Source organism: Streptomyces sp. NPDC049970, assembly GCF_040660235.1.
Lineage (GTDB): Bacteria > Actinomycetota > Actinomycetes > Streptomycetales > Streptomycetaceae > Streptomyces.
The window spans coordinates 33223-45724 of sequence record NZ_JBFALP010000006.1; the positions used below are offsets into that span (position 1 = coordinate 33223).

Annotated in this window: 14 protein-coding genes and 3 pseudogenes; 9 read left to right on the forward strand and 8 right to left on the reverse strand. The window is 68.3% G+C overall.

Annotated features, from left to right (window positions below; all coding sequences use genetic code 11):
• Positions 1-163 precede the first annotated feature (163 nt).
• Both AB0I83_RS13525 and AB0I83_RS13530 read left to right on the forward strand, forming a co-directional pair.
• Positions 164-742 (forward strand): DinB family protein, encoded by a 579-nt coding sequence (locus AB0I83_RS13525; RefSeq protein ID WP_363304670.1) that lies wholly within the window; start codon positions 164-166, stop codon positions 740-742.
• Positions 743-857: 115 nt separating this feature from the next.
• Positions 858-1151, forward strand: a complete 294-nt coding sequence (locus AB0I83_RS13530; protein ID WP_363304867.1) for a transposase — start codon at positions 858-860, stop codon at positions 1149-1151.
• Between the two features lie 289 nt (positions 1152-1440).
• On the opposite strand, the pseudogene AB0I83_RS13535 reads toward AB0I83_RS13530, so the two are convergent.
• Together AB0I83_RS13535 and AB0I83_RS13540 are read right to left on the reverse strand one after the other, a co-directional pair.
• Positions 1441-2293 (reverse strand): annotated as a pseudogene (locus tag AB0I83_RS13535) (IS5 family transposase).
• Between the two features lie 68 nt (positions 2294-2361).
• Complete coding sequence (locus AB0I83_RS13540; RefSeq protein ID WP_363304671.1) at positions 2362-2652, reverse strand: hypothetical protein; 291 nt, start codon at positions 2650-2652, stop codon at positions 2362-2364.
• 337 nt (positions 2653-2989) lie between these two features.
• Between AB0I83_RS13540 and AB0I83_RS13545 the strand changes: the two genes are divergently transcribed.
• Both AB0I83_RS13545 and AB0I83_RS13550 read left to right on the forward strand, forming a co-directional pair.
• Complete coding sequence (locus AB0I83_RS13545) at positions 2990-3529, forward strand: helix-turn-helix domain-containing protein (protein WP_363304672.1); 540 nt, start codon at positions 2990-2992, stop codon at positions 3527-3529.
• Entirely contained in the window at positions 3526-4821 is a 1296-nt protein-coding gene (locus tag AB0I83_RS13550) for an MFS transporter (protein ID WP_363304673.1), read from the forward strand. Before AB0I83_RS13545 ends, AB0I83_RS13550 begins: the two co-directional genes overlap by 4 nt.
• Before the next feature lie 341 nt (positions 4822-5162).
• Here AB0I83_RS13550 and AB0I83_RS13555 read toward each other — a convergent pair.
• Positions 5163-5288 (reverse strand): annotated as a pseudogene (locus AB0I83_RS13555) (AAA family ATPase); the annotation flags it as partial.
• 69 nt (positions 5289-5357) lie between these two features.
• On the opposite strand from AB0I83_RS13555, the gene AB0I83_RS13560 reads away from it, so the two are divergent.
• Positions 5358-5825, forward strand: a complete 468-nt coding sequence (locus AB0I83_RS13560; protein ID WP_363304674.1) for an HIT family protein — start codon at positions 5358-5360, stop codon at positions 5823-5825.
• Positions 5826-5981: 156 nt separating this feature from the next.
• Here AB0I83_RS13560 and AB0I83_RS13565 read toward each other — a convergent pair whose 3' ends face one another.
• The 3 genes from AB0I83_RS13565 to AB0I83_RS13575 all read right to left on the reverse strand — a co-directional run bounded on the left by AB0I83_RS13565 (position 5982) and on the right by AB0I83_RS13575 (position 8240).
• Complete coding sequence (locus AB0I83_RS13565) at positions 5982-6578, reverse strand: hypothetical protein (RefSeq protein WP_356844031.1); 597 nt, start codon at positions 6576-6578, stop codon at positions 5982-5984.
• A 450-nt stretch (positions 6579-7028) separates the two neighbouring features.
• Complete coding sequence (locus tag AB0I83_RS13570) at positions 7029-7466, reverse strand: DUF2267 domain-containing protein (RefSeq protein WP_363304675.1); 438 nt, start codon at positions 7464-7466, stop codon at positions 7029-7031.
• Between the two features lie 339 nt (positions 7467-7805).
• Positions 7806-8240 carry an Hsp20/alpha crystallin family protein gene (locus AB0I83_RS13575; protein WP_356530061.1) on the reverse strand — a complete coding sequence of 145 codons (435 nt, stop codon included), beginning with the start codon at positions 8238-8240 and terminating at the stop codon, positions 7806-7808.
• A gap of 127 nt (positions 8241-8367) precedes the next feature.
• On the opposite strand from AB0I83_RS13575, the gene AB0I83_RS13580 reads away from it, so the two are divergent.
• From AB0I83_RS13580 to AB0I83_RS13590, 3 genes and pseudogenes are all read left to right on the forward strand, one after another.
• Positions 8368-9015, forward strand: a complete 648-nt coding sequence (locus AB0I83_RS13580) for a type III effector protein (protein WP_363304676.1) — start codon at positions 8368-8370, stop codon at positions 9013-9015.
• A gap of 319 nt (positions 9016-9334) precedes the next feature.
• Positions 9335-9937 carry a YdcF family protein gene (locus AB0I83_RS13585; RefSeq protein WP_363304677.1) on the forward strand — a complete coding sequence of 201 codons (603 nt, stop codon included), beginning with the start codon at positions 9335-9337 and terminating at the stop codon, positions 9935-9937.
• A 199-nt stretch (positions 9938-10136) separates the two neighbouring features.
• Positions 10137-10363 (forward strand): annotated as a pseudogene (locus tag AB0I83_RS13590) (hypothetical protein); the annotation flags it as partial.
• 70 nt (positions 10364-10433) lie between these two features.
• Here the strand turns inward: AB0I83_RS13590 and AB0I83_RS13595 are convergent.
• Entirely contained in the window at positions 10434-10952 is a 519-nt protein-coding gene (locus tag AB0I83_RS13595) for an ATP-binding protein (protein ID WP_363304678.1), read from the reverse strand.
• On the opposite strand from AB0I83_RS13595, the gene AB0I83_RS13600 reads away from it, so the two are divergent.
• Positions 10903-11760 carry an alpha/beta fold hydrolase gene (locus AB0I83_RS13600; RefSeq protein WP_363304679.1) on the forward strand — a complete coding sequence of 286 codons (858 nt, stop codon included), beginning with the start codon at positions 10903-10905 and terminating at the stop codon, positions 11758-11760. The two genes, AB0I83_RS13595 and AB0I83_RS13600, sit on opposite strands and share 50 nt — an antisense overlap.
• A 391-nt stretch (positions 11761-12151) precedes the next feature.
• On the opposite strand, the gene AB0I83_RS13605 is transcribed toward AB0I83_RS13600, so the two are convergent.
• Positions 12152-12427, reverse strand: a complete 276-nt coding sequence (locus AB0I83_RS13605; protein WP_356530049.1) for a hypothetical protein — start codon at positions 12425-12427, stop codon at positions 12152-12154.
• Between the last annotated feature and the right edge of the window lie 75 nt (positions 12428-12502).

The window sequence follows — 12502 nt, forward strand, 5'->3', positions numbered from 1 at the left end:
GGCGGGACATAAAGCTCTCTTCGAAGGGTTGTCTGACGTGGCAAGTTCCGCGAGCCTCCGAGTAGCCGGGGCGGTGGTCATGGCCATGCCTCGCTCCGCCGGTCGTTGCGGTCCACGTATGGGACCTTGAGGCCACGAGCAGCCGATGGCAGGCTCATGCGGCATGATCGATGAATTCGCGAAGAACAGTCTGCACGGGAGACTGCGGCGGGACCGCAAGGCGCTGCTCTGGAAGCTCGACGGCTTGTGCGAATATGACGCCCGCCGACCTTTGACAGCGACCGGGACCAACCTCCTCGGCCTGGTCAAACATGTGGCCGACGTCGAGGCCAGGTACTTCGCCGAGACCTTCGACCGCCCGTCCCCGGAACCGCTGCCCCGATGGCAGGACCACGACGGCAGCAATCTGTGGGCAACCGAGGACGAGACGCGCGATCAGATCATCGAGTCCTACCGGCGCACGTGGGAACACTCAGACGCGACGATCGTCGAGCTTGCCCTCGACGCCCCCGGACACGTGCCGTGGTGGCCGGAGCCTTATACCAACACGAACCTGTTCGCCATCATGGTCCACGTGCTCGGCGAGACCAACCGGCATGCCGGGCACGCCGACATCCTGCGCGAAGGCGTCGACGGCCGAACCGGAATGCGCCCCGAACACGAAATGCAGATCGACGAAGTTGCCCGCGCCGCCTACTGCGCGAAGATCGAGCGGGCCGCTAGATCGGCCGCATCAGCCTAGACATAGAAGGCTGCTCCACGCGCCTTGATGTTCGTGCGGCACGATGTCGGCCGTGAGTGCTGATCTGTCGAAGCATCTGGTTCCTGATGAACTCTGCTAGCCGATCGCCCCGTTACTGCTGCCGTCGCGGCTCGACCGCACGGTGGCGGCACCGCTCCGCGTGACGAGGGGGCGGTGTGCACCGAAAGTGGTGTACGTGCTGACCAGCGGCTGTGCCTGGCTACATCTGCCGCCAGCGTTCGGCACGTCCTCGGTCACCGCGCATCGCCGCTTCACAGTATGGGCCGAGGTCGGCCTGTGGCGTCGGTTGCGTCGGGCCGTGCTGGACAAACTCAGATCCGGGGTGAGTGGAACTGGACGTCGGCAATCGTCGACGTGGCCTCCGTTCGCGCCAAAGGGGGGTCCCTGACGTGGCCGTACCCGGTCGATCACGGCAAGAAGGAGAGCGAGCTGCATGTGCTGTCCGATGCCCAGCGGTCCCGCTCGCTGTCGCTGTGTCAGGTGCGAACATGCACAACGGTCTCGCCCTCATGCCGCTCAGCCTCGGCGTCCCCACCGTGCGAACCGGCCGGGGACCAGGTGGCGCCGGCCTGTCGATCTCCGTTCGGAAGAGGCGCACTTCTCTGCCGAACACCTGAGCTGGCTGCGCGAGCGTGAGCTCGGCGCGCGCATCGCACGCCTTGGCCGTTTCGCTTGGATCATCTGGCAGACCAGAGGAAGATGCCCGCGATGTGCAGTCCGGCCAGGTAGATGACCGCTGTCTTCTCGTAGCGGGTGGCAATCCCTCGCCACTGTTTCAAGCGGTTGATGCAGCGTTCGACGGTGTGGCGCTGCTCGCACGCCTCGCGGTCGAAGGCGGGTGGCCTGCCACCCCGGCTGCCGCGCCGCAGGCGGTGGCCGCGTTGATCGGCCGGAACGGGGACAACCGTCTGGATGCCCCGCCGTTGGCGGTGCTCGCGGATGGCCCGTGACGAATACGCCTTGTCGGCCGGACGGTCTCTGGCCGGGTCCGGGGCCGTCCACGCCCTCTGGGAACACGCAAGCGGGCCATCACGTAAGCGAAGGCAGGGGCGCCAGCCTGTCCGACGGCGAGGTGGAATGCCAGGAGCCGGCAGTTGCCGTCGGCCGCGAGATGAATCTTCGCAGAGTCAGCCCGCCGCGGGATCTGCCGAGGGCGTGGTCGTCCGGCTCGTCGGCCGGATCCCCCTTTTGCGGGCTCCAGCGGCGTGTTGGTGAGCCCGCACGATCGTGGCGTCCACCGAGACGACCCAGTTCAGCTCCTCATCAGCGCCAGCCTGTGCCAGGAGCGTCGTGAAAACCCGCTCCCAGGTGCCGTCGACGGACCACCACATCCGTGGCCGGTGTAGACGCCGCGCCAGTTGCCGTAGCGCTCCGGCATCTGCACCCACTCTGCGCCTGTCTGGGACCTCCAGGCGATGGCGGCGATCACCTCTCGGTGGTCCCGCCACCGGCCACCCCGCCGCGGTGTCCGGTTCGGAAGTTCGGAAGTAACGGCTCGATCCGCGCCCACTGCGCGTCAGTCAACGGCACGCCTGCACAAACGAACAGGCGAACCGGCGAACCGGCGAACCGGCGAACCGGCGAACCGGAGGGAACGGCTACCCCTCGCTGGAGCCACCGGCCTGGTCGGCAGCTGCCCACCAAGAGATCACCCGGCAAGCCATCGCTTCCGGCCGCAGGCCCAGAGGATCGAGACCGATGTGATCCTCCAGCTCGTGCCGCAGGTAATCGCCGATCTCCGCCTGGTCGGCGCCATCCCGGAGCTGCTGGAGCAGCGGGGCGAGCATGCAGTCGTACTCATCGTGCACATCGTCTGCGACGCCGATCGGATCCCACTCATGGAGCAGCTGCCGCAGCCCGTGCTCGGTGACGTCGGTTCCAGGTCGCATCGGTCCAGGGTGCCACCCAGGACCCACCGTCACCACGCGACCCCACTGTGATCCAAACGAAAGAGCCCAGGCATCGAGTCTCGCGAACGCCTTGGTAGGCACCGCTGCAGGATCGGAGGCGATCGAGCGGCCCGGGTCGGACAGCAGGGGGCACCGGCAGCCCGGATCTCTCCTCGCTGGTGACGCTGGGCGGACGGGGACGGCGGCGGCGAGACCCATCTTGGTACCGATGGCGAGGAGTTGGCGAATGGACTCGGCGAACGCGCCGGACAGCAGGCTCTCGAGGTTCGCGCGAACCCTCTTGCGCAATGGTCAAGAATCGTTGACCATTGTTCGCATGCCTACCGACGATCTTCCCGAGACGTTTCACGTCACCACGAACGAGCAGCTGCGTGCAGTCTCCAATCTCACGCGCCACCGGATCATGGCCGTGCTCCGCTTCGAGCCGGCGACGATTACGCAGATCGCCGAGCGGGTGGGCCTTGCGAAGGGGAGTTCCAGCTATCACGTGCGCCTGCTGGAGCGGGCCGGCCTGGTGAAGGTGGTGCGGACGCGGAAGGTCCGGGGCGTCACCGAGCGGTACTACGCCATGGCAGCCCGGGCGATCGAGCTGCCGGACCCGGGCGAGGGAGGGCCGGATGTGCTGATGCGGCATGCGGTGGCGGACCTGGAAGCGGCGCCGACGGACGGCGAGCGCCACGTGCGGATGGCGCATCTGCGGCTCACCGAGGAGCAGTTCGCACAGCTGGGGGCCCGACTGCAGGCCCTGGCGGACGAGTACCGGGAGCTGTCCGATCCGTCGCTGCCGGACGCCTCACTCGTCTTCGCACTGTTCCACCCGACACTGCGGGAGAAGCCAGAGGGAGGCACCAAGTGACTGCAGACGTTGGTAAGTTGCCGGCCGGGTTCGGCCGACTGTGGACTGCGCAGACAGTCTCCTCGCTCGGTGACGGAGTGTCACATGCCGCGCTGCCACTGATCGCGTTGACGTTGACGCGGGATCCGATGGCACTCGCCGTCGTAACGGCGGCAGGGACGCTGCCGTGGCTGCTGTTCGGCGTACTCGGCGGTGCGCTGGTGGATCGCTGGGACCGTCGTCGCACGATGTGGGTCGCGGACGCCGCGCGTGCGGTGCTGCTCGCGATACCCGCGGCGGCGGCCGCACTCGATGCGCTGAGCATTCCGCTCCTCGCGGGCGTCGCCTTCCTGCTCGGCCTCGGCGGGCTCTTCTTCGACACGGCCGCCACGGCCTTCCTGCCGGATCTGCTCCGCCGGGACCCCGCGCTCCTGGAGCGGGCCAACTCCCGCCTGCGCGGCGCCCAGACCGCCATGTCCGGATTCGCGGGGCCGCCTGCGGGCAGTGCACTGCTCGCGCTCGGGCGGGCGGTTCCGCTGCTGGCCGACGCGGTGTCGTTCCTGTTCTCCGCGCTGCTCGTCCGTACGCTGCCCGCCACGCCACGCCCCGTGCCGGAGATCCGCGAGTCGCTACTTCGGCAGGCGCGGGCCGGGGCGTCGTACGTCTTCCGGGACCGGTTGCTGCTCGGGCTCGCGCTCCGCCCTGCGGTGGGGAATATCGCCTTCCTGGCCGTGGAGACCGTCCTCGCCCTCTTCGCGCATGACCGCCTCGGCATCGACACCTACGGCTTCGGCCTGCTCCTCACGGCGGAGGCCACCGGCGGTCTGCTCGGCGCGGGTATCGCCTCCTACCTTGGCCGAAGACTCGGCACCGGCACCGCGCTGACCTGTACGGCGGCCGTCGAAGGGCTGGCCATCCTGGGCCTTGCCGCTGCCCCGGACCCGTACGTGGCTGGGCTGGCGCTCGCCGTCTGCGGGGCCGGCATGGGCGCCACGATGGTGCTCGGGCCCTCCCTCCGGCAGGCGATCGTCCCAGCCCACCTGATGGGCCGGGTCGCTTCCACCTCCCGCATGCTGGCCATGTGCGCCGCCCCCGTCGGAGCGTTCCTCGGTGGCTGGCTGGCCACCACGTACGACATCCGCACCCCGCTCTACGCCGCCGCCGGCCTCCTCCTGGCAATGACCGCCGTCACGGCTTCCATGACCGGCAACCGCAGGGTCGAAGCGGCGCTGAGTGCCGCCGCCCCGGCCGGCGGTCCGGATCGTCCGGCACACAAGGGTCCCGCCCAGGAGAGTGCGCCCGACTTGTTGTGACGGCTTCCGCCAAAGGGTCGGACAAGTCGGGTGCCAGGCCCCCGAGGCGGGCGGGCGGACAGTCGGTCAACTGCCCTATCTCCCTCGTGAATCGTGCCGTCGATCGAGTCGGCCTCGGTCCTGGCAGGTGCGCGTTGCCGGTGATCATTCAGGAGTGGGGTGTCCACCAGTAACCGAGGGCTTCCCTCTGGGGGCTCCGAGGACGTGTCCTGAGGGTCGTACGCAGCCACCGGGCACGGCTTTGGCCGACCACGCGAGGTGGCTTCGCTGATGTCCAGTGGTTCTGGCGGTGTGTTCTGCTGGCATGAGCGGGATGCCGGGCTCAACGAAGGTCTCCTCAGGTCTCCGATGGACGCACAGAGGCGCAGGTCGGTGAAGGTCTTGGTCCAGCCGCCGAAGGACTCGCCCAAGGCAATGGCGACGCTGTTCTGCTCCTCGCGATCGGTCAGGACCCGAAAAAGGATCTCTCCTGGCGTGGCTGATGGCTTGGGCTAAATATGGAGCTTGGCAGTGCGACAGTTCTACAATCTCTCTTCATGGTGACTCCCGACTGCTATGCATGCAGCACGGAAGCAGAGTTCGACGACCTGCCACCACGCGAGTGCGTGGTTCATGACCAGCACTGGCGGGTGGCCCATGCCATCAACACCGCAGTGCCGGGCTGGCTGGTTCTGCTGCCTCGGCGCCACGTTGCCGCGGTTCACGATCTCACCGACGCTGAGGCATCTGCCCTAGGGATGTGGCAGGTAAAGCTCTCACGGGCTCTCCGGGACATGACTGGCTGCGCCAAGACCTACGTCGTGCAGTTCGCCGAAGCCGAAGGTTTCGCACATGTGCACTTCCACATCGTTCCGCGCATGGCAGATCTGCGACCAGAGCATCGTGGGCCCGGCATCTTCGAGCTGCTTCGGCGACCCGAGCAGGAGCGAGTATCAGCCGACGAGGCAGACCGAGTAGCCCACTCGCTTCGAGCTCAACTTCATGGGCACCCGAACACCCAGTGACCAGAGCCCGGAATGTGTGCCGGAACCACCACTGCGCGATATAACCGCTCGATGTGGCGTCGGCCGCAGACACTGCCTCCATCCAGGGCCTCGGAGTGTTCCCGGAATATCTGGTTTGATCAGGTGATGCCGTGGTCCGAGACGGTCGGCAGGGAGTCAAACAAGTTCGTCCTGCTCCGCTGAGTCGGGGCCCGTCTGCGGTACGGGCAACAACTGACTGCCCAGCGCTCGCCGGGCCATGGTAACGAACTCCGTGGTGCTGGTGACCCGAGCACGGAGCGCTGCTGAGCGTGCTGGGGGTTCGAGTTCGGCGGCGCTTCCAGCCGTGTCTGGGCTGTCGTTCACGATGCGCGCATGCAGCCGGAACTCGTCACCAATGCTGCGGAGAACTTCAGCTCCCCGCGCCGCGACGTCGTCTGGCCCTACCAGCCGAACCCGGATGTACGCTTCATCCAGCGCCCTGCGCGCGGCGAATCCCGCTTCCCAGCGGCGCAGTTCCGTGAACGGCAGTGCGAACCATCCGTCGTCCAGAACACGGTAGGCCGCGTCAGCCTGGGACAGGAACTTCTCATACGCCTCACGGCGTATCTCCCGATGGTCGATCGCTCGCCGCTCGGCCCGTTCCTCACGGGCCAGGACGCTCTGGTGCCTTAACTGCCGGCCGACCACCCATGCCGAAGCGACACCTGCCAACCCAGCAGCGCTCAGGGTGGACAGGGACGTGATGAGGGCAACCGCGACTGTGTCATTCACGGCGCCCATTGTTCCCTCTCGGCAGACTCCCCGTCAGGGCTCCAGACACGGCCCAGACTGTTGTGGACGTCCCTGCTGGGCTGGTCGGCTTCGTGATCGTCTTCCTGCTGACGAGAACCAATGAATGATCAGCCGCGGCAGGGGCCATGCCGCCGTCAACGCATGCCAGTGACGACAGCGGGGCGATGCTGCCCGACCGCACCCTCGCGCGGCGGTCGGGCAGCCTTCATGTCCGGGCCCGAGCGCTGGGGGGCGGGCCGGACCAGGTCAGGCGGGGGCCGCACGGCGTAGAGGCCGCCGTGGGCAGCGGGGAGGCGCCTGAGGGAGAGCAGGGCGATGGTGGCCGCGCCCATCACAGAGGCAGCAAGGGCTGCCGGTGCGATACGGGAGACCGGCGCGACCACGGCCGGCGAAGCCCGGGCCAGGAAGGGAGCGCCCGCCCTTGTCCGTTCACGCGGCCTGGATGAGCTCAGCCCGCCCGAACAGGAGGGCGTAGCCCGTGGGCAGTTGGGCGAGGATGCGGTCGAGGAGGCCAGGGCCGGCGAGGTGGCCGACGGTGGCGAGGACAGCTCCCGTGTCCCAGCGAGCGGTGGCAGGAGTTCCGCCGGTGCGAGCGGCGAGATCCTTGACGAATTCCCAGCCGGTGAGCGGGTGGGGGTCGGGGATCTCGGTGGTGAGGATGTGGGCTGCTGCGCTGGGAAGGTGGGCGGCGAGGTCCACGCGTTCGTCCCCGGTCAGCTGCCGGCCAAGACCGGACAGCACGGCCTTGGTGACGCTCTCGGCTCGTTCTCGCGTGGGGTAGGCGCCCTCGTACCGGATCTTTTCCAGCATCTGGTCGAACGTCACGCCCGTGGTGGCAGCACGGGTGGACTCATGCAGGGAGCGCATGGGGGAGTGCCTTTCTCGGGTGCTGGCGGCTGCCGTGTCGCAGTCGGGCGAGGGTTCGGCGGCAGCACTCTGTTCTGAGGGGGGTCCGTAAAGCTGGGTGTGCCCGGGTTCGCAGGAGAAATGCGTGGGAACCGGATCGCGTGCGTCGGGTGGCCGACCCCTGTGGCTGCTGTCGTACTGCGGACCGCAACCGGTTGCGGTCCGCAGTACGACAGCGAGCAGGCGAGCGGGGCAGGGCGCGGCGGTGAGGGCCGGGGCTCGCCGCCGCGTGTGCCGAACGGGAGCGGCAGCCCGCTTCTGGCGATTCCGCCTCGCTCTGCGGGGCGAGCCGGACCGGGTTCAGGTGCCGATCTGCCTGGAGGCGGTGCCTGCGCCGACGGTGATCTTGCGGGGCTTGGCTCGCTCGGCGATCGGGATCCGCAGCGTCAGCACTCCCGCGTCGTAGTCGGCCCTGATGCGCTCGGTGTCCAGGGTGTCCGCCAGGACCAGCTGGCGGGAGAAGACGCCGAGCGGTCGCTCGGAGAGCTCGACCTGCACGTCCTCGCCCTTCGACACCGGGCGACGCTCCGCCTTGACGGTGAGCATGTTGCGTTCGACGTCGATATCGATCGCATCCCTGGCGACGCCGGGAAGGTCCAGGGCGATCACGTACTCCTCGCCCTCACGATAGGCGTCCATCGGCATCGCCGACGGCTTGGACCAGGTCCCGGAAACGCCAGTGAGCTGCTGGGCCAGTCGATCCAGTTCGCGGAACGGGTCGGTGCGCATCAACATCGCGAATACACCTCCAGTGGTCTTGGCAGAAACTGCCAATGCGCTTCGTCTGGCACAGTTGTAGCATGTCATCGGAACGATGACAAACAAGGTGTCATCCGAAAGGTGACACGAGTGAAGGAGTCCCATGAACCCCTCCCCCACCACCGGCCGGCCCGACGTCGACGCGGCTACGACGGCGCTGGCCCGCATCGCCGACGTGGTGGCCGCCACCCGGACTCCGCCACCCGGATCACACCAGGAAGACCAGCAGAGGCACGCCGAGCTGGCCATGACCGCACTGCGCCTTCTGCGCGAATTGCGCGACGAGCTCGCCGGATGGGAATCGGGACTGATCGAAGCGGCTCGCGCGTCGGGCACCAGTTGGGCCGATCTCGCCCAGCCGCTCGGTGTCTCCAGTCGCCAAGCCGCAGAGAAGCGCTACCTGCGCGTCCGCCCAGGAGTTCCCGGCGCCACCGGCGAGCAACGCGTCGAAGCCACCCGCAGCGTCCGAGCCGCTGACCGCACCGTCACGACCTGGGCCCGAAGCAACGCCGCCGACCTGCGCCAGCTCGCCGGCCAGATCACCGCTCTGAGCGACCTTCCCGCAACTCCCGGCGCACGCATCTCGGCTGCCCTCGCCGACGACGACGCCGCCAACCTGATCGCTCCACTCACCGACGCCCACAAACACCTGACCACCAACCACCCCGGCCTGGCAGCACGCATCGACAGCATCAACCAGCACACCGACCACCTCCGCCAGGACAGCCACAACCAGCGGACCACACCCTGACGGTCGGGCACTCGTGACCGGTGACGCACACGGACATGGCGGCGGGCGGCGGGATGGCGTGCGGCTCCTATCGCGAGTTGTGCCACGTGCCCGTCACCCGGGGCGCATTGCCGGTAGGCAGCTGAGTCGCGTTCTGGGCGGAGCTGGTGTCGTGGTCGTAGTGAAAGCCTTGGTCCGGACTGCCTGGCCGGCTCGGTACGGGGAGGGGAAGGCCATCCATCGTGGTGCGTTGATCCGATGGATGGCCGAACGGAACGCGTCGTCGGTAGCGGGACTGGCTCCTTCGCTGCCCGATGTCGCGGTGCCATAGGGTCGCCGCATGCGACGAAGGACACGGCTGGCGATGACTGGGGCTGCGACCCTGGCCTGGGGCGAGTGGTTGAACTGGCGCTGGTCTCGAGCCCTCGTGGGGAGCCGAGGGGGCGCCCGCGAAGCTGTCGTCGTGTTGGGCTACCGGAACCCGCAAACGACGGCGAACTTCGTCAACCGTTGGCGGGTCCGTGCTGGAGTCCGCTCCATTGCCTCTGACCACGACGCGCGAGGTACTCGCGTGATCTTCAGCGGTGGTGAGACCACCGCTGGCGCTGCGGAAGCGCGACTGATGACGAACTACGCGAAGTCGGCTTTGGCGTTCGACGGCACCGTCCTCCTCGAAGATCGGAGTACGACGACCTGGGAGAACATGACGAACGTGATCCCATTGCTCGAGGACGTCGATCGCATCAAGATCGTCTCCCAGCCTGCTCACGCGCTCAAGGCGCGCGCGTACTTGCGGCGACAGCGTCCTGACCTGGCTGAGAAGCTCGTGCGTGCCGATGACTACCGGCTTGGCGAGTGGATGCTCGCCAAGCCTCTGCTGGCTCTGTACGGACTCTGGACACTCCGTGGGCTCAAGGCCGATGAACGGAGGATTTCGCTGTGATCAGCTGCTGCCGCATCGGGGGCGGAGACGGTGGTTCTGAGGCGCCACCACCAGATGGATACGCATCCGAGGGCGAGGAGCGCTTCGTGGATGTCGTCGCGGACCTCCCAGTCGGGCTGGTGGGTTGATCGATCCGCGAGTCTTGATGGCTGCCGAGACCTGCTGGTCGGCTGATGGTTCGACGGCGTCCTTCGCCTGTGAGCCGGTGGTGCTCACCACCCAGACCGCCGACGTCGGCTCGATGCGCCTCGCGGCGAAGCTGGGGTTCAGCGAGGTAGAGCACTTCCGGGTCCGGGACCTGAGCAGCGGCTCGGTATCCGGTCCCCGTCACGCCGTGCGATTCAGTGCTCAGCAGTGAGGAACTCAGCCAGGCGTGAGTGCCGTTCGGCGCTCACGCGGCAAGCACCGCGTGAGCGCCGACCGTAGGTGAAGCGGCCCTGTCGTCTGCTATCAGCGGAGGAGGAGGTGCCCAGCATCGCGCAGACGCCGACCGGGCTCACGCCGAGGACGCCGCGCCGTCACCCTGCTCCTCGGCGACCACGAGCACGTCCTGAGACGATCCGGCTTCAGGCCGGGCCGGGTCTGGTGGGAGCGGTTGCCCCGCAGATGCGAGCTCAGGTGGAATGAAGCAGGCGGTGATCGTTTTACCGTCCCGCTGCCTGTGGGTGTGCCAGCTGTCGGCGAGCGCGTCCACGATGGCGAGTCCGCGGCCTCCGGTCATGGTGTCGTCTGCTTGGCGGGGACGAGGAATGGCTGTGTCCCCGTCGTGCACACTGACGTGCAGGCACTGACTGTCCCAGGTGAGCACGAGCTGCGCATCGCTGTGCGCGTGTACATGAGCATTGGTGACCAGCTCCGAGATGCTGAGCAGAACCGAGTCCACCATGTCAGGCGCGTTCTTCGTCCACTCCAAGGAGTCGAGGTGCCGCCGGGCCCAGATCCGGCCGGCTCTCACCCCCCGCGAGATGGGAAACGACTGCGCCCACCCCACCGCACGTACGGAAGACTCGTCCACGATTGCTCTCCTCCTTCGATACTGCCTGGCCTGTCGTGTACCCACACCCGTGCCTCGTACCGGTACAGATCGCCCTGCGGCCGGCCCGCGGACTCCCCTGTCTTGCGCTGACGCGCACTGTCTGCCTGGGGACGGGGCGAGTTCATCAGGCGATCCGGCGCCCCGCCTCTCCCGAAAGCGCGTTCCCACACCCGGACTAGCCGTTCCGATCCTCGGGGGCGCCCTCCGGCATCGGCCCGTAGGCCGCTACGTCGTGAAGCTGATCCACGAGGAGGACCTGACCGAGGTGGTGCTCGTGGGTCACAGCTACGCGGGGCTGGTCGTCTCGTCCGTGGCCAACGAGGTTCCGGAACGGATCACGCACCGGGTGTACCTGGGCGCCATGGTCCCGGAGCACGGCGAGACAGGCGTCGACGTACAGCCCATGACCAGGAACCTGATCGACCTGGCGGCCAGGTCCGACAGCGACTGGCGCATCCCCCCGCTGCCCGAAATGCCTCCGCCTCTCGGTCTGTTCGGGGTCACCGATCCGGCGGACGTCGCATGGCTGCGTACGATGCTCTCCGACCAGCCGGTGCGCTGCCTGCAGCAACCGGTCCGGTTGGACAACCCCGCCGCGGACTCGGTTCCGCGCACGCACATCCACTGCGTCGGCGCGGAGCCGGAAGGCATCGTGCGCCGACCCGTCGCCGCGACGCAGCCCAACGGCACCCCGGCACGCATACGGGCACTTCCCACCGGTCACGACTGCATGATCACCATGCCGGCCGCCCTGAGCGAACTGCTGCTCGAATCCGCACTTCGGTAGCGTGCGGACCGCGCCTGTCGGAGTGAGGTGGAGAGAACCCACCGTCTCCGGGCGGCGGACCTGGCCATGGAGCCCCGCCCGCTCCGTGCGCAAGAGGTGCCCCGGGACTCCGCGGGGCCGCGAGCGATTCGTCTTCGACAGAAGGCAGACGCAGGCGGGCGCAGGCGGACGCGGTTGAGCCTCGGGGAGTACGCCGCCACCTGGTCCAAGGGCACCGGGACGTGGCCCGCAGCGATCGGCAGGAGTCCGGCACCCGGACACGGGCAGAGCGCGCGTCGCATTCCTCATCGTGCCGGCCCGGCAGTCCTCAGGCAGCCCTGGACGTGGCCCCTCGGCGGCCGTCCGCGAGGACGGACCGGGCTGCGGGGGCCGGAACGTGCGCGTCCGTCGCTCAGTCCGGCGGCGCGTCCTCGGCGCGCACCGTACGGACCGCGCTCGCGATCGCCGTGCCCAGACGTACCAGCGAGACCAGCCCTCCGGGGCCGAACAGGAGCACCCACAGGGCGGGCTGACCCGGCGATGACCGGTCAGCCGCGACCACCAGGGCGATCGTGGCGGCGAGGTGGACGGAGGTGAACACGAGTCGCGGGGTGCGGCGGCGCAGCGGGAGCAGCGCGAGCAGGAACCAGAGCAGAGCGATGAGCAGGACGAGCAGGATGAGGCCCATGTGCCGGACGGTCTCCAGACGGACGGGGACCGGCCGGCCGCGCGGTGGCGGCCGGCCGGTCGTGGGTCAGGTTCG